This window comes from Amycolatopsis sp. NPDC003731, from assembly GCF_053586895.1.
The window spans coordinates 1-23,037 of the sequence record NZ_JBSFNC010000144.1 but is presented as its reverse complement, the minus strand read 5'-3'; the positions used below and the strand labels follow the sequence as shown (position 1 = coordinate 23,037).

Sequence of the window (23,037 nt, the reverse complement as noted above, 5' to 3'; positions counted from 1 at the left end):
GGCTGCACTTCTACAATCACCATCGACCCCACAGCTCAACCGGCGGCAAGCCGCCGGTCACCCGGCTGACCAACCTCCCTGGACATCACACCTAGACGAGCAGCAGGAACAGCAGGCCGTTCGGCGTGCCGAGCCCCGTCACGTCGTCGTAGCCGGGGGTGGTGTGGATGGTCAGGCCCTGGTAGTCCAGCGTGCGGACCGAGCGGAGCAGGCCGTCCGAGGCGTCGACCGAGTTCGCGTAGTCGACGCGAGCCACCGCGGCGTCCACGTGCTTCACGTCGGTGATCGCCGGCGTGCGGGACGTCAGCTTGTAGATCACCGGGTTGATGAAGCCGTGGTGGAAGTGGTCGAAGCTGTCGGCCACCGCCATGATGCCGGCGAACACCGGCGACGCGAGGCTCGTGCCGCCGATCCGGTACTGGTCGTAGTGCGCACCCTCCGGGAAGGTCTGCGTCTGGCCGACCAGGAAACCGGTGTTCGGGTCGCCGACCGCGGAGATGTCCGGGACCACGCGGCCCTTGTTGTTGCCGGTCTGGTTCTTCTTCGCCAGCGCGTCCGACACGACACCCTTCTGGTAGAAGGGCTGCGCGAACAGCCGGCTCGTGCCACCGCCGGAACCGCTGGTGTAGGCGGCCGGGCCGTAGACGCCGTTGGTCAGCGTCGACTTGCTGGTCTCCCAGCCGGTCTCGAAGATCCTCTTGCCGTCCTTGCCGATGGCGATGGACGTGCCGCCGACCGCGGTGATCCACGGCGCCGAGGCGGAGAAGTCCGGCGACGGCGTGCCGAGGCGCGCGACCTCGTCACCGTTGTCGCCCGAGGAGAAGTAGACGCCGATGCCCTCGAGGACCGCCTGCAGCGAGATCTGGTTGAACACCTTGACCTCGTCGGCCGGGATGTCCTCGCCGGTGTCGCCGTAGGAGTTCGACACGATGTCGGCCTTGTGGCCGGCGATCACGTAGTTCAGCGCCACGTCGAGGGCGTTGTCCTCGCAGGATTCGCCGCCGACGTAGAGGATGTCCGCACCCGGTGCGAGGCCGTGCGCGGCCTCGACGTCGAGGGTCTCCTCGCCGTACCAGCCGGCCGCGTCGCACTGGTCCGGCGGCTCGAGGACCGGGTTCGCCGGGAAGACGTGCTGCTTGAACTGGCTCTGCTTGAGCGGGTGCGCCGGGTCGTTCTTCTTGGCGTACGTGCTCGCGTCGGCGTAGATGGTCGGCGAGGCGAAGGCGTCCACGATGGCGATCGTGGTGCCCTTGCCGTCGGCGCCGACCTTGTCGATGCCGTAGGCCGACCGCAGCTGCGCCGGGGTGTAGCCGCAGGGGGCGTACGGCAGCTGCTTGCCGTTGTAGGCGGGATCGGTGGTGTCGATCTTCTCGCCGTAGTAGGCGCTGCACGGCGGCGCGTTGCGGAACCCGGGCCCGGGCGCGACGTCCGACGGCGTGCCGGAGCCGGTCGCGTGGTCCGGCTTGAACAGGTTGGTCGCCTGGTCGACGCCGACCACGCCGAGCACGTCCCCGGCCAGGTTCGCCGGCACCGACAGGTTCTTGTCGGCGGCGCGCAGCGTCTGGCCCTTGACCCGGTACTTGCCGAGGTCGACGGCGAACGCGTTCTCCGTCTGGGCCGCGGTGCCGGTGGCCTCGACGTACGCCTTGTTCGACGGGATCTCGCCGATGCTGAAGCCGCTGCCGGTCAGCCACGCCTTGACGGCGTTCACCGTCGCGTCACTGGCCGCGAAGCGGTCACGCACCTGGTCTGGGCTCAGGTACTGGCGGTAGGCCTTGCTGTCCGGGTCGGAAACGGCCTGGGCCAGCGCCTCGGCACCGGCGTTGTCGCGCTGGTTCAGGTAGACCCGGAAGCTCAGCTTCGCGGCGGGCGCCGTGTCGGCGACCTTCGCCTGCGCGTTCGCCCACAACGGGTGGGACTGCGGGATGTCCTGACGCCCCTGCGCGGACGCCGTCGCCGGCAGGGTGCCGGTCAGGCCACCCACCACCGCGAGCGAAAGGAGCAGGGTGGAGCTTCTTCGCACAGAAATCTCCCTCTTCGAATGCGGCCCCCAGAAAATGGGCCTTGGAACACCGGGTGAGACTAGATCGGTGTTCCACTCGCGCGGAAGTGCTTGCGGAACCGTTATCTGGCCAGGAATTCGCCGGGCGTTGACGGTGGTACGGAAATCCGATTTGTCGCGGCGAAAACGCGAGGAATGGTGTTCGATGCGCGGTTGGTCCGATTCGTGCCGGGGCTGCGGACCACGCGACCCGGGCGGGCGCCACCTACCAAAGTAGGTTGCTCCGTCCACTCGGGACAGTCCGGCGGTGACGGCAGTTCGGCCGTCACGCCAGCCGCCGGTCCACCTCCGCGGGGGCGAACACCGCGTCGACGACCATCGCGACCGCGCCGGCCAGTGCCATTCCTTCGCCGCGGCCGCCGATTTCCACGCGCAGGTTCTGCGTCGCCCGGGGCAGCGCCCTCCGGTACAGCACCTCGCGGACACCCGCCACGAAGTGCGGCTCCGCGAGGTCCCCCGCGATCACCACCACTCCCGGGTTGACCACGCACACCAGCGTCGCCAGCACCTCCCCCACCTGGCGGCCCGCCACTTCGGCGAGCCGGATGGCGGCCGGCTCGCCCGCCGCGATCCGGTCGCGGACCCCCGAACCCGACGCCGTCGGCAGGCCCAGCTCCGTCAAGCGGGCCGCCAGCGCCCCGCCGCCGGCGACGGCCGCCAGGCAGCCGTGGGAACCGCACAGGCACTGCGCCTCCGGGTGCTCCGGGAGGCGGATGTGGCCGATGTCGCCCGCGCCGCCGTCGATCCCGCGGTACACCTCGCCGCCGAGGACCAGGCCGGCGCCGATGCCGGTCGACACCTTCACGACGACCAGGGCCGCCGAGTCCGGGTAGCGGGCGCGGTGCTCGCCCAGCGCCATCAGGTTCGCGTCGTTGTCCACCAGCACCGGGGCGCCGAACCGCGCGCCCAGGTGGTGGTCGATCGGGTAGCCGTCCCAGCCCGGCATGATCGGCGGCTGCGTCACCCGGGCACGACCGGGCTCCACCGGGCCCGGCACCGAAACACCCACGCCGCACACCGGCCGGTCCACCGACGCCCGCAGCTTCTCGAACCACTCCGCGATCCGGTCGAGCACCGGCTCCGGGCCGTCGGCGACGCGCAGCTCCCCCGCGCGGCGGGCCAGGACCCGCCCGGCCAGGTCGGTGACGGCCGCCTCGGCGTGCGTCGTGTCGACGCTCGCGGCGAGGACGACGGCGTGCTGCTCGTCGAACCGCAGCTGCCGCGCGGGGCGGCCGCCGGTGGAGTCCTCCTGACCGCCCTCGGCGAGCAGCCCGGCCGCCTGGAGCCGGTCCAGGCGCGCGGTCAGCGTCGAACGCGACAGCCCGCTGCGTCCCTGCAGGGCCTTCCGCGTGGTCGCCTCCCCCGTCCGGACCAGCCGCAACAGCTCGCCGGCGCTGGTCATCCCGCGGCCCCCTTCGGACTTTTGTCCATTGACAAGACACAAGTCGGAGATAGATTGGACATATGAACGTAACATGGGGGCGTGCGGCCGAGGTCCTGGCGGGCAACTGGCTGGGCGCGTCGACCGTGCCCTCACGCGGGCTCTACCCGCACCAGTGGAGCTGGGACTCCGCTTTCATCACCCTCGGCCTGCGCCACCTCTCCCCCGAGCGCGCGCGGCGCGAGCTGGTGACGCTGTTCGAAGCGCAGTGGGCCGACGGCCGCGTCCCGCACATCGTGTTCGATCCGGGGACACCGCCCGAGGCGTACTTCCCCGGGCCGTCGTTCTGGCAGGCCGGGCGGACGTCGGGCCTGGTCCAGCCGCCGGTGCACGCCCGCGCGGTGCTCGCGGTGCACGAGACCGCGCCCGATCGGGAGTTCCTCGCCGCGCTGTACCCGAAGCTGGTGGCCTGGCACGACTACCTGCGGACCGGCCGCGACGCGGGCGGGCGCGGGCTGGTGGCGATCGTGCACCCGTGGGAGTCCGGCATGGACAACAGCCCGGCCTGGGACGAGCCCCTGTCCCGGGTCCCGCTCGCCACCGGGTTCGTCCGCCGCGACCTCGAGCACGGCGAGGCCGGCGACCGGCCGAGCGACGACGACTACGGCCGGTACGTCCGGCTCGCCGCCGCCTACCGGGACAGCGGCTACTCCGACGCCGGCGAGTTCGTCGTGGAAGATCCCGGCTTCAACGCCCTGCTGGCCGACGCCGAGCTGGCGCTGGCCGAGATCGCCGAGGAACTCGGCCTGCCTTCGGGCGCGCACCGGGAAGCCGCGGCCCGCCTCGAAAAGGCGTTGCAGGAAACGTTGTGGGACGACGGCTTCTTCTTCGCCCGGGACGTCCGCACCGGCTCGCTGATCCGCGAATACACGTGCGCGGGCCTGCTGCCGCTCGTGCTGCCGGACCTGGCGGTCGCCCCGGCCCTGCTGGAGACGGCGACCGGCCCGCGCTTCCGGCTCGGCCGGGTGCACGGCGTCCCGAGCTACGACCTGACCGCGCCGGGCTTCGACCCGGGCCGCTACTGGCGCGGGCCGTCCTGGTTCAACGTCGGCTGGCTGGTCCGGCAGGGCCTGCTGCGTCACGGCGAGTCCGCCCTCGCCGCCCGGCTGCGCGAGGACCTCGTCGAGACGGCCGCGCAGACCGGCTTCGCCGAGTACGTCGACCCGCTGACCGGGGCCGGGCACGGCACCCGCTCGTTCAGCTGGACCGCGGCGCTGACCGTGGACCTGCTGGCCGAGCGGACCTGAGGAACGGGCCGCCCAGCCGCGTTCGGGGGCGGCTGGGCGGTCTGTCCGGCTCAGCCCGCCGCGGTTGCGTAGTCCGAGCCCACCCAGGTCTCGTCGATCCGCAGCCGCTTGTAGCGCGAACTGTCGCTCGACGCCGCGTACGTGCTCGTCACCTGGAGCCGGACGTACCGGGCGGTCACCGCGGAGAGGTCGACGAACTGGACGCCGCGGTGGCTCGGCAGCGTCCCGGACTTCACCGCGCTGCCCCAGTCCTTGCCGTCGCTCGACACGAACACCTTGTACGCCTTGATCCGCGCCGACTGTTCACTGTCCGACCGGGCGTAGCTGACCGAGTCCTCCCGCTGGTTGATTCCGAGGTACTGCACCTTCTTCGCCGCCCCGAGGTCGTAGTCCAGGTTGACCGGGAGCGTCTTGTTGTTGTCGAAGTAGGTCAGGTAGCTGCCGTCGCTCGCCGCCTGTCCACTGTGGCCACTGGCGGACGCGCTCGCCTTGAGCGTCACGGTCTTCGGGTCGTACGTGCCGGTACGGCCGGCCGTTTCGACCTTGAACACCGTGTCGTAGGCGTCCCAGCCGGACAGTCCGGTCAGGGTCAGGCTGCCGCCGCCCTGACTGAACGAGATCGCCGCGCCGGTGCGCAGGTTCGTGACGCGGCGGACTCGGTAGCCGTTGTCGCGGATCTTGAGCGTGCTCCCCGACGGCTTGGTCAGGACGTGCACGTACTGCGTGTCGCCCTTGATGGTGATGACGCCGTGGGCGCCGTCGTTCCAGAAGCCCGGCTGCATGCCGCCGTACATGTACCCGGCGCCTTCGGTGCCGCCGAGGGACTCCCAGATCGCGTCCAGGTACGTCTTCGCGAAGTTGTTGAACGATTCCTGGTTCGCCGGGAACCTGCCGTTCACCATGGCCGTTTCCGCCATCAGCGACTTGATCGACGAGCCCGAGTTCGTGATGAGCCGGCCGAGGTTGAGCATCTTGTTCACCGGCGGGTTCGAGCCGCCGTACCACCACGAACCGGTGTCGGGGAGCTTGAAGCACGCCTCGGTGAGCCGGGGCATCGCCGTGTACGTCGCCTGCGGGTAGTCGTACGACGGCGTCATGCCGGTCTTCTGCTCGTTGCTGATCGTGTCCATGATCGGGGTGTCTTCGTTGTTGTTGCTCAGCAGGTAGTCCGGGCGCTGCTGGTAGATCTGCTGGTAGAGGTCGTGCGACTCCCAGTAGGCGTTGTCGTTGTCGATCCAGAAGCCGCCGAGGTCCGGGTAGTTCTTCATGACCTCGAAGAAGTTGTCGTAGCTGAACTGGCCGAAGCCGCTCTGGCTGTCGAGGTCGACGTCCTTGCCCTTGTACTTCGAGTAACCGGCCGAGTCGAGCCACTCGTGGCCGCCCTCGTCGTGCCACTGGGCGTCGTTGGTCATGTAGAGGATGACCTTGAGCCCGCGGGCCTTCGCGGCGGCGATCAGCTCGCCGAGGAAGTCCCGCTTGGTGCTGCAGCTGCCGGGGATCTTCGACGGCCAGGCCCGCGAGTAGCCGAGGCGGCTGTGGAAGGAGGCGAGCACGAGGTAGGACGCGTGCAGCTTCTCGGCTTCGGTGACCCAGTAGGCGGGACTCCACCCGCCGTCGGTGATCGCCTTTTCCCAGGCGCTGCAACTGGTGTAGCCGGGTGCCGTGCGCATGCCCCAGTGCAGGAACAGCCCGGCCTGGCTGTCGCGCAGCCACTGCTGGGAGGGTTTCTGCAGATCGGCCGAAGCCGGCGCGGCGATGAGCCCGGACACCGCCAGCGCCGCCGCGCACGCGACGAGCACCTTGCGGAGGAACCTGTCTGCCATTGACGACCTCCAGTGGTCTGGTCCACCCGGTGGTGTACTCCTCACGAACAGCGCTGGTCAAGACTTACATCCGACCTTTCCGCGGAGTTTCGCTGGCCGGTACATCGATGTTGCCGCCGTTCGGGTTAAATATCTGATATATGACGCAAGAGATCTGATCTCTCTTGACGTCGACTCCGGGAGGCGAGTAGATGTTTCCCCGAGAGCGCTTTCGCTCACCAGACCATCGCTCCGGCGACACGGGCAGCACGCCGCGCCCCCCAGAGCTGGTCGGGATGCCGACGGACGGCGGATCGGCATCCCGGCCACCTTTTCACCGCGTCGCGGGGCCAGTGCACGAAAGGGACGACGATGTCCGAACATCCCCTTCGCCCGACCCGGCGCGCGGTCCTGGCCGGCACGCTCGGCGCCCTGGGCGCACTCGCCGCGGCGGGTCCCCTGGCGCGGGCGGCGGACCAGCTGCCCCCGATCGGCGGCGCGGCGCCGCCGCCGGACTGGTCACGTGCCGTGATCGATTCGACGATGAAGCGCTACACACCCGACAAGATCGGCGGCTGGGGCTACACCCTGGGCCTCTACCTCTACGGGCAGTACCTCTTCTACAAGCGCACCGGCGAGAAGAAGTACCTCGACTACATCATCGCCTGGTACGACCGGTTCATCACCGACAGCGGCATCTCCAACAGCTTCACCAACCTGGACTCGATGCGCTCGTGCCAGATGCTGCCGCTGCTGTACGGCGAGACGGGCCGCAAGAAGTACAAGACGGCGGCCGACCAGCTGCGCAAGCGGTTCCCGTCCTACCCCCGCACGTCCGACGGCGGCATGTTCCACGCGACCGGCAAGGTCGGCCAGCTGTGGGGCGACGGCGTCTACATGGCCCAGCCGTTCCTCGCCCTGTACGGCGCGGCGTTCGGCGACGGCGGCTACTGCTTCGAAGAGGCGGCGAAGAACATCGTCGTGTACTTCAGCCACCTGCGCGAACCGGCGAAGGGCCTGCTGTACCACGCCTACGACGAGGACGGCTCGGAGTCGTGGGCGTCCGGATCCGGGCACCACTCGAAGTACCACTGGGCGCGCGCGATCGGCTGGTTCGGCATGGCGACCATCGACATCCTCGAGGTCCTGCCGGCCGACCACCCGCGCCGGGCGGCCCTGGTCGACGTCATCCGCTTCCTGGCGGCGGGTTACCAGCGCTACCAGGACGCCTCGACGGGCCGCTGGTACCAGGTGGTCGACCGCGGCGGCGACGCGAAGAACTGGCTGGAGACGTCGGCGTCCTCGATGTACACGTTCACGATGGCCCGCGGCGTCCAGCGCGGCTACCTCCCGGCGTCCTACCAGGCGGTGGCGGATCGCGGGTACGCCGGAGTGCTGAAGAAGGTGTCCCTCGGCTCGGACGGGCTGACGAACATCACGGACATCTGCGAAGGCACCAACGTCGGAGACCTGTCGTACTACTACGCCCGGGCCCGCAAGACCAACGACTTCCACGGCCTGGGCGCGTTCCTGATCATGAACGAGCAGTACTCCCACTGACCACCACGACGCCGCAGAAGGGGCCCCGGCCAACCAGCCGGGGCCCCTTCGTCGTGTGCGGGAAGGGGCAGCACGCGTGATCGGGAGGTCGACACGCGTGATTGAAGGGTCGACACGGCGGGGCCCGGCGAGTCCGGCCGTGTCGACCCTTCAATCACGGTGATGACCCTCCAATCACGCGTGTCGACCCTCCGATCACGGGTGAGGCCCCTTCCCGCTTGCGGGAAGGGGCCTCGGTGACGTCAGCAGGTTGAGGTGGAGCTCGAGGTGTTGATCCGCAGGGCAGCACCCGACGTGGTGGCCGAGTCCTTGACGCAATAGCCCGTCACCGACTGGAAGCCGATGTCGAACGGGCTCTTCGAGCCCTTCTCCGCCGTGAAGTGGTCGAACGTGATGTCGGAGCTGTTGTTGACGATGCTCGCCGGGCGGCCGTCGTCCTTGGCGAACTCCACCGAGCTGTTCACGAAGCGGATGCCCGCCGCGTAGTGCAGGTACCAGCCGTACGCCGGGCGGGTGCCGATGCTCTTCGGATTGTAGTCCGTCGCCGTGTTGCTCGGGACGCCCGTTCCCATCGTTCCGTTGCCGCCCGGCACGTTCAGCCGCACGCCGGTGAACGTGACGTCGGAGACCCGGTGGCCGCTGTCCGCGCCCCAGATCGTCGGGCTGAAGTTGCTGCCCGTGTGCGTGCCGGTGATGTTGTCGAACGTGATGCCGCTGATCGAGCCGACCCCCGGGTTGTTGCCGCAGCGCTTGCGCGTGCCGATCTTCATCATGATCGGCGAATACGTCCCGGACATCGTGATGTCGCGGTAGTGGACGTCGGAGATCTTCGCGCCGTCCATCGAAACGATGCCGATGCCGGACTTGTGCGCGCCGGTGATCGTGATGCCCGAGAAGTGGTAGCCGGTGAAGTCGCCGCACGTCTCGGAGCCGAACATCAGCGCGTTGCAGCAGACCGCCGACAGCTTCGCACCCGTCACCGTCACGTTCCCGTTCGGCAGTTTCGCGCCCAGCGCGTAGTCGCTCTTGAACACCAGCGCGTCGTCGTTCGCCGCGATCGAAGCGTTCGTGATCGTGACGTTCGTCGTGCTGATGATGTTCCAGCCGTCGCGGTCGCTCGCCGTGTCGATGGTCAGGTGGTCGGAAACGACGTTCGTGCAGCCGTTGATCAGCGCCGCGAAGTGCCCGCCGCGGCGCAGTTTGACGCCGGAGAGCGTCAGCCCGTCACACCGGGTGAGGGACAGGATCTTGTCGGCCTCGCCGGACTTCGGGTTGCCGGTGATGAGGTTGCCGCCGCCGTCGATCGTGCCCGCGCCGGTGAAGCCGATGTTCGTCAGCTTGTCGCCGTAGAACATCGCGTTGTGGAAGTGGCTGTGGCCGTAGTCCTGGTAGTCGTCCCACTGGTTCGACTCGGGCTTGTCGTAGGTGTCCGCGCTCGACCCGGTGATGGTGGCCCCGGCGTCGAGCTGGATCGTGACGTTGCTCTTGAGGTGAACGGTGTTCGCCGACTTGTAGGTGCCGGAGGTGAACCGCACGGTGCCGCCGCCCGCCGCGTTCGCCGCGGTGATCGCCTTGTCGATGGCGGCCGAATCGTTGGCCGACCCGTTCCCCTTGGCGCCGTAGTCCTTGACGTCGTAGACGCCGCCGGGTGCAGCGGTGGAAACGCCGGCGCCGGCCACCACCAGCCCGGCCACCGCGAAGGTGATCAGCAAGAGTTTTTTCACCGTGGAACCGCCTTGTCATGGATTCGAAGAATTCGGCATGACGGCGGAACACCCAGATTACGAGTCGCACGAACGAAATGTCAAGATCGACGGGCCTGGGGACCCGCGCCACCCCCAGTCGGGCGCGGGTCCCCGTGGTCGATGGAGCCGGTGTCCATTCAGGATTCTCGGAGTCTACCTTCACCGGGCCCGGGAGCCCCGTGCGTTTTTCACGGTCCGCCATGTGAATCCGCCATGATCGGGAGTCACGCAGCGTGGTTTCAAACCTTCTGGAGCCCGGCCTTTCCGGCCTGCACCACGTAGCTGACGTCGTTCTTGATCACCACCGACGCCGGGTCGTACACGCTCGTGTCGGACGTCGTCATGAAGTCGGCCCGCATCTGCGACGGCGTGGTCGTGACGCGGACGTACCCGCGCTCGCCCTTGCAGTACTTGACGTGCGGGTTGTTCGCGTACCAGGCCGCGCTCGGCGGCGAAGCGGTGTCGCTGTTGCTCGTCACCGACGTCGTGACCAGCTCCGAGCCGATCACCGGGTCGCTGTGGTCGAAGTAGTCGAGCCGCAGGTCGGCGGCCCAGTGCCGGTGGACGTCGCCGGTGAGCACGACCGGGTTGGCGACCTTGCGGTCGACCCAGCCCTGCTGGATCCGGTTGCGGGAGGCCTCGTAGCCCTGCCAGGAGTCGTTGCTCTCGCAGGTGGCCTTGTTGCCGTCGGAGTCCCGCGTGGCGAAGAAGACCTGCTGCCCGAGGAAGTCCCAGGTCGCCGGGTGCGACTCGAACTGCTTGAGCAGCCACGCCTCCTCCGTGGCGCCGAGGATGCTGCGGGACGTGCTGCGCATGTCGGCGCAGGCCGGGCCGGCGTCACCGGAGGGGTCGGGCACCTGGGCACTGCGGTACTGGCGCGTGTCGAGCATGTGGAAGCGGGCCAGGTTGCCCCAGAGGAACTGCCGGTAGAGCTGGATCGACGCGCCGTTCGGCTTGGCCGTCGACCGGATCGGGGTGTTCTCGTAGAAGGCCTGGAACCCGGCGGCCTTGCGCGCGGCCGTGGCCGGCGAGGTGGTGCCGTTCCAGTTGTTCATCACCTCGTGGTCGTCGAACACGACGATCCAGGGCGCGATCGCGTGCGCGGCCTGCAGGTCGGCGTCGGTCTTGTGCTGGGCGTGGCGGGCGCGGTACTGCGCGAGCGTGGTGACGTCCTCGGTGAACGCCAGGCTCCGCGGGTTGCGCTCCTGCGCGGTGCGGCCCGACTTCTTCTCGTAGATGTAGTCGCCGAGGAACAGCACGAGGTCCGGGTCGTCGGCCACGATGCCCTTGTACGCGTGGTAGTAGCCCTCCTCCCAGTGCTGGCAGGAGCTGAAGCAGTACTTGAGCTGGTTGACCGCGGCCCCGGCGGCGGGCGCGGTGCGCGTCCGGCCGACCGGCGAGATGTAGCCCGAGCTCTTGAACCGGTAGAAGTACTCGCGGGCCGGCTGCAGCCCGGTCGGTTCGATGTGGACGCTGTGCCCGGACGCGCGGACGGCGTCCACCGAGCCGCGCTGCACGATCGAGCTGAACGCCGCGTCGTTCGCAATCTCCCAGTCGACCGCGTAGGTGGCGTCCGGCATGCCGCCGAAGCCGTCCGGGTTGAGCGGCGCCGGAGCGAGTCTCGTCCACAGCACCACGCTGTCGGGCAGCGGGTCGCCGGAGGCGATGCCGAGCTGGAAGGGATCGTGGATGGCGGGGGCGGCGGCCGTGGTGCGGGCGTTCGCCCACGACGGGAGCGCCGCCGAAGCGGCGGTGGCGGTGACCGCGGCGAGCCCGCCGAGCAGCACCTTGCGCCGGTTGACCTGACCCATGGGAAAACCCTTTCTCGTGGTGGACGCGGTCAGGCCGCGAAGTCGGTGATGCCGTCGCTGCAGGACTTGAGGTCGGGCTTCGCGGTCGTGTAGTTCGCGACGCAGACCTTGTAGAAGACCCAGCCCCCGTGCGGGACCGTGACGGCCTTGTCGACCTTCGTGCCCTCGCCGCCGGAGTTCCAGACGTAGAACGGCCCGGCGCCGCCCTTGAGCCAGTAGGCGACCACGGCGGAATAGCCGTCGGCGTCGGTGTCGTAGACCAGGAAGTGCGAGTCGGACGAGCGGTACTGCCCCTCGCCCGCGCAGGCGTCGGCGCACTGGCCGCTGCCCGAGCCGACGCCGCAGTCGGGCGCGACCCGCGTGTCGGAGTCGGTGAAGACGTAGGTGTCCGAGACGTACCCGCCGAGCGCGGGCACGTAGTCCCACAACGTGCCGGTGCCGTACGGGCCGGTCACCGACGAGCCGTTGACCTGGCAGTCGATGGCGACGGTGGCGCCGTTGGCGACGGTCTTGACCGCCGTGGCGGCCGTGGTGGGTGCGCGGCGGACGTTGAGGGGGTCGCCCGCGGTCTTCACGGTCCCGCTCGCCGCCGCGGACGCCTCGATCGCGCCGCCGGTCAGGAGCGCGCCGACCGCGGCCAGGGTCAGGCCGGTACCGGCGATGCGCCGGAGGATCGATCGCTTCATGCCGGCAGCGTCGGTCTTCGCCGTACACGTTCCGTACAAAGGGCGCCCGTGTGCGCTCGGACACTCCGAATGGATCTAGCCGGTGCGCCCGGACGGTCCTAGAGTCCGGGACATGGGGGAACTCATCGGGCAGGTTGAGACCACCTCGCTTACCATTCGCGTCCTCGGGCCGCTGGAGGTCACCGCCGCCGGGCGGGTGATCGCCCTCGGCGGCCCGAAGCCCCGGCTGCTGCTGGCCGCGCTGGCCCTGCAGCCGAACGTCGTCGTGTCGACCGACGTGCTGGTGGAAGTGCTGTGGCCGGAATCGGCGCCGCGATCGGCCGCGGCGAACATCCGCACATACGTCCATTCCCTGCGAAGACGGTTCGCGGAGATCCACCCCGACCTGGGCGAGCGGATCAGCAGCCGGGCCTCCGGCTACCTGCTGACCGCGTCGCCGGAAGAACTGGACCACCTCGCGTTCGCCGCTTTGGCCGGCGAAGCGCAGGAAGCGCTCGACGGCGGCGAAGCCGAGAGCGCCCTCAAACTCTTCGACAAGGCCGACGCGCTGTGGCGCGGCGAAGTCCTCGAAGGCCTGCCGCACGACCACAGCTGGGGCGCGACCGTCGCCCGGCTCACCGAGCTGCGGCTGTCGGTACAGGAACAGCGCCTGCGCGCGCGGATCGGCCTCGGCCGTTCCGGCGAGGCCATCGCCGAGCTGCGCGGCCTGGTCACCGAGCACCCCCTGCGTGAAGAACTCTGGGCGCAGCTGATCGTCGCGCTGCGCGCCGCGGGCCGGACCGGCGACGCGATCGAGGCGTACGAGTCGGCCGAGCGGGTCCTGCGCGAGGAGCTCGACGCCGAACCGGGTGCCCGGCTGCGCGAGCTGCGCGCGACCCTCGTCCCCGAGAACGTGCTCTCCCCCGCCCGTCCCGCCGATGTCGCCCCGGTCTGCCAGCTGCCCCTGGACCTGCCGGACTTCACCGGCCGGGACGCGCTGATCCGCGACGTCGTCACCTTGCTGCGGGAGCGCGCGGACTCCGGCACGCCCGCCGTGGTCGTGCTGTCGGGGGCGCCCGGCGTCGGCAAGTCGGCGGTCGCCGTCCGCGTCGCGCACGCGGTCCGCGACGAGTTCCCCGACGGCCAGCTGCACGTCGACCTGGCCGGCACGTCGTCGTCGCCGCGCGCGCCGATGAGCGTGCTCGCCGAACTGCTGCGCACGCTGGGCATCCCCGACGCCGGCCTGCCGCGCGAGCTGGCCGAGCGCTCGGCGCTGCTGCGGTCGCGGCTGGCCGGGCGGCGGATGTGCGTCGTGCTCGACGACGCCGGCAGCGAAGCCCAGGTCCGGCCGCTGCTGCCGGGGGCCGGGGCGTGCGCGGTGCTGGTGACCAGCCGGATCCGGCTGCCCGGGCTGGCCGGCGCGAAGCCGGTGGACGTCGACCTGCTGCCCGAGGCCGAGGCCGCGCGCCTGCTGGAGGGCATCGTCGGCGGCGAGCGGGTGGCCGCCGAGCCGGAGAGCGCCGCGGCGATCCTGCGCCAGTGCGGGCACCTGCCGCTGGCGATCCGGGTGGCGGGCGCGAAGCTGACGCACCGGCCGGGCTGGACGTTGCGGCTGCTGGCGGACCGGCTGGGCGACGAGCGCCGCCGGCTCGACGAGCTGCGCGTCGGCGACCTCGCCGTCCGCGCGAGCGTGACGTTGTCGTACGACCTGCTGCCGATGTCGGCGGCGACGGCCTTCCGCGGGCTCGGCCTGCTCGGGCCGGTCCAGTTCCCGGCGTGGACGGTCGCGGCCGTGCTGGGCCGCCGGGAGGCCGAGGACGTCCTCGACGTGCTGGTCGACGGCCACCTCGTCGAGCTGGTGGGTTCCGATTCGGCAGGTCAGCCCCGTTACCGGCTGCACGACCTGCTGCGCGTGTACGCGGTGGAGCTGGCCGAGCGGAGCGACGCGGCCAAGACCCGCGCCGGCCTGCGGCGGGCGTTGGAGGGCTACCTGGGGCTGGCACTCGAGGCGGCGCGCCGGATGCCGCTGCACTTCTTCGGTGCGTACTGCGACGACGAGCTACCGCGGCCCGCGGTGCCTTTCGACGTCCTGCCCGAGGACCCGGCGGCGTGGTTCGCAGCCGAGCGCCACACCACGGTGGCGGCGGTCTCGCTGGCCGCCCAGCACGGATTCGACGACTTGGCGTGGCAGCTGGCTTCGGCGCTGACGCCGTACTTCGACCTCCGCGGCCCCCAGGACGACTGGCACAGCACTCATTTGGTGGCCCTGGCGGCGGCCCGCAGGACGGGCTCGGCCCGCGCCGAGGCGATCGTCCAGCGCAACCTCGGGCAGTACCTGCTGTACCAGGACGAGTACGCCGAGGCCCGGGTGGCGTTCGAGGAGTCGAAGAAGCTGTTCGATGCGGTCGGCGACGCCCAAGGGGTGGCCGTCGCACTGACGGGGCTGTCGACGATCCTGCGCATCGAGGGCGACGACGACCTGGCTCTCGACCACTGCCACGAGGCACTGGAGCTGTTCGCGGAGGCCGACGACCCGAACGGGGAGGCGGTGGCCCGCCTGGGCGCGGGAGCGGTGTGGATGTCCCGAGGCTGTTACGCGGCGGCAAGGCGCTGGATAACGGACGCCCTGGAGCTGTCGGCCTCGATCGGCGACCGTCACCGAGAGGCCCACGCCCTCAAGCGCTTGGGCTTGCTGTTCCAGCACCAGGGCAACCTGGCGGCGGCCCGCGAGCACGTGGACCGGGCAATCGCGATCTTCACAGACCTCGGCGACGACCACTGCGTGGGGTACGCGAACCAGAACCTGGGCGAGTTGTGTTTGCACAGCGGAGATTTCGCACACGCGCAGCTGCTGTTGGTGAACTCCCTGGCGGTCCACAGGCGCAATGGCGATCGGAGGTCGGAGGCCGAGGTGTCACAGCTGCTCGGGGAGCTGCACAGGGCGCTGTCGCAGCCGGAGCGCTCGCGGGACTACTCGGAGAGGGCGCTGGCCATCTGGCGTGAGCTGTCAACGCGCCCGAAGGAGCCGACGGTCGTGCTGGAGGAGTCGGCGGAGCGCCCGCACATCGCTTCAGCCTGAGCTCGGCGCGGCAGCCCGCGCACAACGACCGCCCCCGGCCACACCCCCCTGCCGAACCGATACGCAGCCGCCCTCAGCGGCCGACAGGCTGTGTCAAGGCATCTTTCCCGCCTTGACACAGCCTGTCGGCCGTTGAACAATCCGGCGTTCGGGCCGGCGGGGGAGCCCCCGGCAGGGAGGCCCCGCAGGGAAAGCCCCCGGCAGGGGAAAGCTCCCGCAGGGAAAGCAACCACCAAACGAACCGCACAATCTCGTTGTACGGATCATGTACGCACCCCCGTCAACCTTCTCGCACCTTCGAAAACGCAGATGCGAGAGGAGAACCGGGGATGATCCGGAATAAGATGGCCGGCCGCGTGACCGCGGCGGTTCTGGCCGCCGGGGCGGTGACGGCACTGGCCGGAGCCCCCGCCCAGGCCGCCACCACCACGAACTGGACCGCCGACCTGTCCACTGTGGACAGCAACGACGTCAACGTCACCGGAGCGGGCGGTACGCTCACCCTGGCCGACGCCGCCTGGCACCGAACCGCCCGGGTGTTCGCCGGCAGCGAGGGCAGCCTGACCACCGCCGAGCACAAGCTCGGCTCGGCCGCCAACCGCGTCAGCGCGGAACTGACCGCCGACACCCCCAAGGGCACGTCGGTCGACGTCGACGTCCGCGGCCGGACCGGCGTGAACGACTGGACCGAGTGGACGCCCGCGGGCACCACGCTGAAGAGCTCCGTCAGTGAGGTGCAGGTGCGGATCAGCCTGCACAGCACCACCGACGGCGTGCGCCCGTCGGTCACCGGTGTCAAGCTCAGCGCCGACAGCGCCCCGCAGGCCAACGCCCTGACCGCCGGCACCGAATTGACCTACAAGGTGTACGGCACCCGGGAAGGCCTGATCGGCGGCAAGACGGCCAACGGCCACATCATCACCAGCCGCGACCACTTCGTCGCGCTGCCGTCCGGCAAGGGACTGGCCCCCAAGGGCACCGGTGACTACTCCGTGCGCGTCTGCCGCACCGACGGCAGCAAGTGCGAGTACGCGCCCGTGTGGGACATCGGGCCGTGGAACGAGCAGGACGACTACTGGAACCCGTCGTCGGTGCGCACCAAGTTCAAGGACCTGCCGCAGGGCCAGCCCGAGGCGTACGCCGCCTACTACAACGGCTACAACGGCGGCAAGAGCGGCCTCGGCTACAAGGTGCAGAACCCGGCCGGCATCGACCTCGCCGACGGCGTCTTCTGGGACGGCCTCGGCATGTCCGACAACGGCAACGTCAACGTCACCTACCTGTGGACCGGCTCCGGCCCGACCGGGGTGGTCAGCACGGCCGGCGACCCGATGAACGTCCGGGCGAGCGCGAGCACCTCGGCCGCCATCAAGGGCCTGGCGGCGAACTACGCCAAGGTGAACATCGAATGCTACGTCGAGGGTGACACCGTCACCGGCAAGTTCGGCACCAGCAACATCTGGGACCGGATCGGCCCGGGCCACTACGTGTCCGACACCTACCTGCAGACGGGTTCGGACCAGCCGGTCGCCCCGCACTGCTGAAAACCGTCGCGAGGTTGACTGCCCTCACCCGCGACAACGGCGAAGGCCCGGTGTCCCCCGCCGGGCCTTCGCCCATTTCCGCGCCATTCCACTCAGCGGCACATAATTCACAACCGTGAACAGACCCCCGCCGGGTGTACAACGCCCCGCCGTGCGTGCCAAAATTCCCTCCCACGGAATCACGAAATCACGGAATGGCGGGTACCTGTGAGCGTTTCCCGGAGAACCCTGCTGACCACCGCGGCCGGTGCCGCGGTGGCGGTGGGCGCCAGCACCTCGACGACCGCTTCGGCGGCCACCCCCGAACCCTCCGACCTGGCCTCGGCCACCCGGACGCTCCGCCAAGCGGCCGATTACGCGGTGGCCAAGCTCCGCGCGGTGGCCCCCGGCGTCACCGCGTTCCCGGTTGGCACGAAGTTCGAGAAATGGACCTATTCGCAGAACGGCGACTGGGTCGGCGGATTCTGGCCCGGCCAGTTGTGGCTGGCCTGGCTGCACAGCGGCGAGGAACAATTCAAGACCCTCGCGCTGGCGTCCGCCGAAAAACTCGCGCCGCGCCAGAACGACACGGGCACGCACGACCTCGGTTTCCTCTTCTACCCCTCGTGGGTGACGGCCTGGCGGCTCACCGGCGACGAAAAGTGGAAAGCGGGCGCGATCCAAGCGGCGTCGTCGCTGATCAAGCGCTACAACCCGGCAGGTCGGTTCATCCGCGCCTGGGGCGCGCTGTCCGATCCGAACAACGCCGGCCGCGTCATCATGGACACGATGATGAACCTCGACCTGCTCGCGTTCGCCGGCGCGCAGACGCAGGACCCGAAGTACCTCGAGATCGCCGTCGCGCACGCGAAGACGGCGCAGCGGAACTTCCTGCGCCCCGACGGGTCGACGCCGCACGTGTTCGACTTCGACCCGGTCACCGGCGCGCCGATCGGGCCGAACACCGTGCAGGGCTACAGCCCCACGTCGTGCTGGTCGCGCGGGCAGGCCTGGGGCGTCTACGGGTTCACGACCATCCACCGGCGCACCGGGGACGCGGAGTTCCTGACCACGGCCCGCCGGCTCGCGGACTTCGCGCTGTCCCGGCTGACCGCCGACCACGTCCCGGTGTGGGACTACCTGGCCCCGCAGGCCCCGAACGACGTCAAGGACGCATCCGCCGGCGTGATCATGGCGTGCGGCCTGCTGGACCTGGCCGAGCTCACGCACCGCCCGCAGTACCGGGAGAGCGCGCTGCGGATCCTCACCGCGGTGTCGCGGACGTGCCTGACGACGAAGTCCACCCGCGCCGAGGCGAGTGTCGCCCGCTGCACCCGCAACCGCCCGGCCGAGGACGGCGTCGAGGTCTCGCTGCCCTACGCCGATTACTACCTGCTGGAAGGCATCCTGCGGGTGCTCGACCGGCGCAAGGTCGACCGCGCGGTCGACCTGTCCGCCGTGTAGCGGCGTCCGGGGAGGCCGCCACCTCCCCGGACGCCCTGCTCAGTGGTGGTGCGCGTGCACCTTGGCGTGCCCGAGGCCGCGCCCGATCATCCACTTGTTGACCGGCACCGTGACGACGAACGCGATCGCCAGCGAGAGGACCAGCGCCAGCCAGAAGAGCAGGCTGGCCAGCCCGGCGTCCATCGCGCCCGGGATCGCCACGACCACGGTGTTGTCGATCAGCTCCATCACGGCGATCGACACGGTGTCCGCGGCCAACGCGACCTTGAACGCCGCCGGCAAGTTCATCCCCGACTTCAGGACGCCCCGCATGGTCAGGCCGTACCCGAAGACGAAGGCCAGCGCGATCGAGAGGACCACGGTGGCCGCGTTGTGCAGGCCGAACGCCGTGCCCAGCACCATGCCGAGCACCTCCCCGATGGCACAGCCGGTCAGGCAGTGCAGAGTCGCCTGGATCGCCGTCGCCCACGAAGCCCCGTGCTGTTCGCTCATGACTCGGACTATACCCCTAGGGGGTACCCGTCGCACGTCTCCCGGGTCACACCACCCGAAGCAGGCAGGCTACTACGGAGCGTGATCGAAAGCGTCCGGCCAGGGCATTCACCTCCGGGACCACCCGAGACAGAACTCACTTCCGTAACCCTTTGCGCACATCCCGTTGACCACAGTTACCCGGGGCCCTACGTTCGCCCTTGGTCTCCACCACGCGCAGACCCATCGAACCGATCGAATTTCCTGAGGAACGGGTGGAGATGCGAGGGCCGACGAAGACTTTCCGGCTGGTCGCGGCGACGACCCTGGTCGCGGCGCTCGCGCTGGGAGGCTGCTCGGACCAGCTGGACAGCGCACCCGCGCCGGCGCCGACCCGGATCGAGTTCGTGCCCAAGGTCCGCGACATCCCGTACTTCCAGGCGATGGACAACGGCGGCCTCGAAGCGGCGAAGCAGCTCGGCGTGGTGTGGCACTCGACCGGCCCGGAGACGGTCGACCCGGCCGCGCAGGTCAGCATCCTGCGCGACCTGATCGCGAAGAAGGTCGACGTCATCGTCGTGGCCCCGAACGACCCGGCCGCGCTTGCGGGCGTGATCGCCGAGGCCAGGGCGAAGGGCATCCACGTGCTCACCTCGGACACCGACGCGCCGGGCACGCAGCGCGAGGTGTTCGTCAACCAGGCGAGCGCGCAGGGCATCGGCACCGCGCTCGTCGACGCGCTGATGGCGAAGACCGGCGGCACCGGCCAGTACGCGATCGTCTCCTGCGGCCGGGCCGCGGCGAACCTCAACTCGTGGATCGCCGTCCAGAAGGAGTACGCGGCCACGCGCTATCCGAAGGCCGAGCTGGTCGACACCGTGTACGCGGGCGAAGACACGGACAAGGCGACCGTCCTCGCCAAGCAGCTCATGGCCGGCCACCCCGGCCTGACCGGGCTGATCGGCGAGTGCACGACGTCCGCGCCCGGCGTCGCGAAGGCGGTGGACGACGAGCAGAAGATCGGCCGGGTGTTCACCGTCGGTGTCGGGACGCCGCAGGCCATCAAGCCGTACCTGCTCAAGGGCTCGTGCTCGCAGTCGGTGCTGTGGAACGTCGAGTCGCTGGGCTACCTGACCGCGTGGACGGCGAAGCAGGTCGCCGACGGCAAGCCGCTCCAGGCCGTCAACAAGGTGAGCCTGGAGCTGCCGGCGGTGAAGTACGACGACGCGACGAAGACCGTCCTGCTGGGCGATCCCCTGCTCATCACCGCCGACAACGTCGACCAGTTCAAGTACTGACCCCTCACCGGTGCCGGCGCACGTGGCCGACCGCCGCGCCGCCGCCGAGCACCAGGATCAGCGCCGTCAGCCCCCAGCGCCGTTTCTGCTCGGTGCGGTGCCCGGCGTCCTGGACGACCACCTGGGTCTTCTTCTCCGGACGCGCGTGGCGTGTCGTCGGCGGCGAAGGCGGCGGGGCCGGGGTGGACGTCGTCGGCGTGACCACCGGCGGCGGGGGTGCCGGCACGGGGGTCGGCGGCACGACGACGGGCTGCTCCACCGGTGGTGGCGGCGGGGGTGACGGCTCCGGTGCCGGCGGCTCGGTCCGGGGCGGCGGCGGAGGTGACGACTGCCCCGGAGGCGTCGTCGGCGGGGGCGAGGACTGCCCCGGAGGCGTCGTCGGCGGGGGTGACGACTGTCCGGGAGGGGTCGTCGGCGGCGGTGGGGGCAGGGGTGCGGGTGCCTCGGCGAAGCACCCCGCCGCGTCGCCGCTCACCAGCGGCCGCCCGGAAGCGACTTCGGTGGCCGGGCCCGAGCCGTCGCGCGGCAGGCGGTAGGTGACGCTGCGCTGCCCGTCGCGGTTGGCCGTGGCGTAGATCGCGCCGGGCGCGAGCACCACCGACCCATACGCGCCGCCCTCGGGGAACTTCAGCCCGGGCACCACCGCGACCTTCCCGCTCGACGGGTCGAGGGTGACCACCGAGCCGTCCCCGCGCGAGGTCGCCGAGACGCCGTGGAGGAGCCCGTCCGCCGGGTCGAAGGCGAAGTCGTCGACCCCGACGGCGAGCGACACCGGCCGCAGCGCCGTCCGGTGCACCACCCGCACGTAGTCCGGAGCCGCCGGGTCGATGTCCACTGTGTACAGATCGCTGCCCTGCCGGACGTACCAGCGGTCGCCGTCGATCGCGCCCGCGGTGGCGCCGGTGACCGGGCTCCACACCGGCTTCCGCGCGCCGGCCCGGCCGATCACGCCCAGGTCGGTCACCATGCCGGCGGTGTCGATCCGCACCGCGTGCGCGCCCGGGTAGCGGCCGGCACGGGTGCCGTCGGCGACGCCGTAGACGACACCCTGCGCGGCGGAGTAGCCCATCGCGTTGATCCAGTAGCCGGCCTGGCTCACCCGCCGCGTCACCCCGCCGGGCAGGGAGAGCAGCCGCAACGTCGTCGGTGCGCCGGCGCGTTCGTTCTCCGCCTGCAGGACCGTGCAGGCGCCCGGCGCCTGGGCCGGTTCCTTCGCCGACGGCGGTGCGAGCCAGCCCGTGGCCGCCAGCAGCGCCGAGACCGCCACGGCCACGCCGAGCATCGCCGCCCAGCGGGCCCGCGTGCCGGTCAAGCCAGCCTTTCCAGGGCCGAGGTGAACGCCTCCGGCGCCACCTTCGCGCCGCCGCTGAACGGGTTCTGCAGCTGGTAGATGGCGAACAGCAGCAACGTGATCGTGCCGGCCAGCGTGGACACGATGATGATGTGCGCGGCGAGCCGGGTGCCGCCGAACAGGTTGGGCAGCAGGATCGCGGTGATCAGGCTGCCGAGGATCAGGGCGAACCAGACGACGGCGCCGACGCCGTCCGCGCCGGAGTGCGCCAGCCGCTGCTCGCGGGCCTGGTAGACCGACCAGAGCTGATTGCTCGCCTCGGTCTTGCGGTCGAGCAGCCAGTCGTCCTCGGCCGGGGCGGCCGCCACCGCCTCGCGCATCTGGTCGAGCTGCGTCGCGCCCGTGGTCGGCACCGGGCCGCCGTCGGCCAGGCGCGGCCACTCCTGCTCCTCGACCGTCCGCGCGTACGCGGCGGCGAGCTGGTGCACCCGGTCCTTCGTTTCGCCCGGCAGCGCGTCGGCCGCCCACGTGGCCGCGACGAGGCTGTCGGCTTCGGTCTGCGCGTTCTGGCTCGCCTCGCTCACCGAGTCGAACAGCGAGATCAGGACGAAGGCGACCAGGACCGCGTGCAGCCCGCCGACGATGGTGAACACCTGGCCCGCCGCGTCGTTGTTGTCGGGCCGGCCCTCGTCCCAGCCGAACCGGCGGACCAGGTACGCGATCACGCCCGCCACGACGGCCGCGCCGGCCACCCAGAGACTGCCGGCCACGAAGATGTTCATCCGGGTCCTTTCGCCCGCGAAGCGCGGGAAGCACTGCCCGGCATTCCGCGTCCGGGACCGCTCAAGTTAGTCACCCATTTACGGGCGGACAACAGAAAGGGCGGAATTCATCCTGCTGGCCGCACGAGGATCACGAAAGTCGCCGATTCGGCGCAGTTGCGAGGGGGTACAACCGGTGGTGCGGTATCGCTGGGCGACCGTGGACCGCGCTGCCGAGCAGGAATTATCTCGACCGAGTGACGTCCGCGAACAGGCCGTGACCACGGTCGTCGAACATCATCGGAAAATGATCAAGCGGCGGCCCGGCCATTAACCCGGTGACCCGATCGTGTCATTGTGCGGGCAGTCGCGGTTGCTATGTTGATTTCGCGGCGCGACGAAACCGCGCATATCAGGGAATAGCAGGTCATGACCGGCGTGCCGGCTGGGGCGGGCACGTGCCGAACGCGAATGATTGGGTGGTCCTCGTTGTGACTGTCACCGACCCGGTGGGATCCGAGCAGGTGGAATCCGAGCAGGCGCCGTCGAGCTTGGGGCGGGCGGCGGCCCGGACCCTGGCCACGACGACCAAGTCGGTCCCGCAAATGCAGGGCATCTCCTCCCGCTGGCTGCTCAAGGTGCTGCCGTGGGTCGAGGTGGCGGCTGGGTCTTATCGCGTCAACCGGCGGTTGAGTTATGCGGTCGGGGATGGGCGGGTCACCTTCACCACCACCGGCGCCCAGGTCCGCGTCATCCCCCCGGAACTGGGCGAGCTGGCCCCGCTGCGCGGCTTCGACGACGAAGACGTCCTGACCGA

15 protein-coding genes and 1 pseudogene are annotated in these 23,037 nt (G+C 70.2%); 7 read left to right on the top strand and 9 right to left on the bottom strand.

Annotation, left to right across the window (positions count from 1 at the left end; genetic code table 11):
- Positions 1–91 precede the first annotated feature (91 nt).
- Together ACWDN5_RS38190 and ACWDN5_RS38185 are read right to left on the bottom strand one after the other, a co-directional pair.
- On the bottom strand, positions 92–2,023 hold the full coding sequence (locus tag ACWDN5_RS38190; protein ID WP_449679702.1) for a S53 family peptidase: 1,932 nt from the start codon (positions 2,021–2,023) through the stop codon (positions 92–94).
- Between the two features lie 304 nt (positions 2,024–2,327).
- Positions 2,328–3,464 (bottom strand): ROK family protein, encoded by a 1,137-nt coding sequence (locus ACWDN5_RS38185; RefSeq protein WP_449679701.1) that lies wholly within the window; start codon positions 3,462–3,464, stop codon positions 2,328–2,330.
- 62 nt (positions 3,465–3,526) lie between these two features.
- Here ACWDN5_RS38185 and ACWDN5_RS38180 point away from each other — a divergent pair, with 62 nt between their 5' ends.
- Positions 3,527–4,750 carry an amylo-alpha-1,6-glucosidase gene (locus ACWDN5_RS38180; protein WP_449679700.1) on the top strand — a complete coding sequence of 408 codons (1,224 nt, stop codon included), beginning with the start codon at positions 3,527–3,529 and terminating at the stop codon, positions 4,748–4,750.
- Between the two features lie 50 nt (positions 4,751–4,800).
- On the opposite strand, the gene ACWDN5_RS38175 is transcribed toward ACWDN5_RS38180, so the two are convergent.
- A complete protein-coding gene (locus ACWDN5_RS38175) occupies positions 4,801–6,573 on the bottom strand; it encodes an alpha-L-fucosidase (protein ID WP_449679699.1) in 1,773 nt (590 codons plus the stop codon).
- Between the two features lie 351 nt (positions 6,574–6,924).
- On the opposite strand from ACWDN5_RS38175, the gene ACWDN5_RS38170 reads away from it, so the two are divergent.
- Positions 6,925–8,112, top strand: coding sequence for a glycoside hydrolase family 88/105 protein (locus ACWDN5_RS38170; protein ID WP_449679698.1), 1,188 nt, complete (start codon positions 6,925–6,927; stop codon positions 8,110–8,112).
- 242 nt (positions 8,113–8,354) lie between these two features.
- Here the strand turns inward: ACWDN5_RS38170 and ACWDN5_RS38165 are convergent, their stop codons facing one another.
- The 3 genes from ACWDN5_RS38165 to ACWDN5_RS38155 form a co-directional block, all read right to left on the bottom strand.
- The gene (locus ACWDN5_RS38165; RefSeq protein WP_449679697.1) at positions 8,355–9,836 is read right to left on the bottom strand and encodes a glycoside hydrolase family 28 protein; all 1,482 of its coding nucleotides are present in this window, start codon (positions 9,834–9,836) and stop codon (positions 8,355–8,357) included.
- 260 nt (positions 9,837–10,096) lie between these two features.
- On the bottom strand, positions 10,097–11,668 hold the full coding sequence (locus tag ACWDN5_RS38160; RefSeq protein WP_310977626.1) for an alkaline phosphatase D family protein: 1,572 nt from the start codon (positions 11,666–11,668) through the stop codon (positions 10,097–10,099).
- Positions 11,669–11,697: 29 nt separating this feature from the next.
- Positions 11,698–12,354, bottom strand: a complete 657-nt coding sequence (locus tag ACWDN5_RS38155) for a hypothetical protein (protein ID WP_310977627.1) — start codon at positions 12,352–12,354, stop codon at positions 11,698–11,700.
- A gap of 112 nt (positions 12,355–12,466) precedes the next feature.
- On the opposite strand from ACWDN5_RS38155, the gene ACWDN5_RS38150 reads away from it, so the two are divergent.
- The 3 genes from ACWDN5_RS38150 (at position 12,467) to ACWDN5_RS38140 (ending at position 18,399) form a co-directional block, all read left to right on the top strand.
- Complete coding sequence (locus tag ACWDN5_RS38150; protein ID WP_449679696.1) at positions 12,467–15,412, top strand: AfsR/SARP family transcriptional regulator; 2,946 nt, start codon at positions 12,467–12,469, stop codon at positions 15,410–15,412.
- A gap of 329 nt (positions 15,413–15,741) precedes the next feature.
- Positions 15,742–16,956: a hypothetical protein gene (locus tag ACWDN5_RS38145; RefSeq protein WP_449679695.1), complete on the top strand. Its 1,215-nt coding sequence runs from the start codon at positions 15,742–15,744 to the stop codon at positions 16,954–16,956.
- Positions 16,957–17,163: 207 nt separating this feature from the next.
- Entirely contained in the window at positions 17,164–18,399 is a 1,236-nt protein-coding gene (locus ACWDN5_RS38140) for a glycoside hydrolase family 88 protein (RefSeq protein WP_449679694.1), read from the top strand.
- 39 nt (positions 18,400–18,438) lie between these two features.
- Here ACWDN5_RS38140 and ACWDN5_RS38135 read toward each other — a convergent pair whose 3' ends face one another.
- Positions 18,439–18,891, bottom strand: a complete 453-nt coding sequence (locus ACWDN5_RS38135) for a DUF4396 domain-containing protein (RefSeq protein WP_310977632.1) — start codon at positions 18,889–18,891, stop codon at positions 18,439–18,441.
- 260 nt (positions 18,892–19,151) lie between these two features.
- Here ACWDN5_RS38135 and ACWDN5_RS38130 point away from each other — a divergent pair, with 260 nt between their 5' ends.
- A complete protein-coding gene (locus ACWDN5_RS38130; protein WP_449679693.1) occupies positions 19,152–20,168 on the top strand; it encodes an autoinducer 2 ABC transporter substrate-binding protein in 1,017 nt (338 codons plus the stop codon).
- A gap of 4 nt (positions 20,169–20,172) precedes the next feature.
- On the opposite strand, the gene ACWDN5_RS38125 is transcribed toward ACWDN5_RS38130, so the two are convergent.
- Entirely contained in the window at positions 20,173–21,480 is a 1,308-nt protein-coding gene (locus ACWDN5_RS38125) for a DUF6923 family protein (RefSeq protein ID WP_449679692.1), read from the bottom strand.
- Positions 21,477–22,241 carry a bestrophin-like domain gene (locus tag ACWDN5_RS38120; RefSeq protein ID WP_310977635.1) on the bottom strand — a complete coding sequence of 255 codons (765 nt, stop codon included), beginning with the start codon at positions 22,239–22,241 and terminating at the stop codon, positions 21,477–21,479. The genes ACWDN5_RS38125 and ACWDN5_RS38120 overlap by 4 nt, the downstream gene beginning before the upstream one ends.
- Before the next feature lie 470 nt (positions 22,242–22,711).
- Here ACWDN5_RS38120 and ACWDN5_RS38115 point away from each other — a divergent pair.
- A pseudogene (locus ACWDN5_RS38115) lies at positions 22,712–23,037 on the top strand (Crp/Fnr family transcriptional regulator); the annotation flags it as partial.

Coding starts and splice junctions, on each gene's coding strand:
- ACWDN5_RS38180 (WP_449679700.1), top strand. CDS start 3,527: ATGAACGTAACATGGGGGCGTGCGGCCGAGGTCCTGGCGGGCAACTGG.
- ACWDN5_RS38130 (WP_449679693.1), top strand. CDS start 19,152: ATGCGAGGGCCGACGAAGACTTTCCGGCTGGTCGCGGCGACGACCCTG.
- ACWDN5_RS38185 (WP_449679701.1), bottom strand. CDS start 3,464: ATGACCAGCGCCGGCGAGCTGTTGCGGCTGGTCCGGACGGGGGAGGCG.
- ACWDN5_RS38155 (WP_310977627.1), bottom strand. CDS start 12,354: ATGAAGCGATCGATCCTCCGGCGCATCGCCGGTACCGGCCTGACCCTG.
- ACWDN5_RS38160 (WP_310977626.1), bottom strand. CDS start 11,668: ATGGGTCAGGTCAACCGGCGCAAGGTGCTGCTCGGCGGGCTCGCCGCG.
- ACWDN5_RS38170 (WP_449679698.1), top strand. CDS start 6,925: ATGTCCGAACATCCCCTTCGCCCGACCCGGCGCGCGGTCCTGGCCGGC.
- ACWDN5_RS38145 (WP_449679695.1), top strand. CDS start 15,742: ATGATCCGGAATAAGATGGCCGGCCGCGTGACCGCGGCGGTTCTGGCC.
- ACWDN5_RS38150 (WP_449679696.1), top strand. CDS start 12,467: ATGGGGGAACTCATCGGGCAGGTTGAGACCACCTCGCTTACCATTCGC.
- ACWDN5_RS38135 (WP_310977632.1), bottom strand. CDS start 18,891: ATGAGCGAACAGCACGGGGCTTCGTGGGCGACGGCGATCCAGGCGACT.
- ACWDN5_RS38120 (WP_310977635.1), bottom strand. CDS start 22,241: ATGAACATCTTCGTGGCCGGCAGTCTCTGGGTGGCCGGCGCGGCCGTC.
- ACWDN5_RS38175 (WP_449679699.1), bottom strand. CDS start 6,573: ATGGCAGACAGGTTCCTCCGCAAGGTGCTCGTCGCGTGCGCGGCGGCG.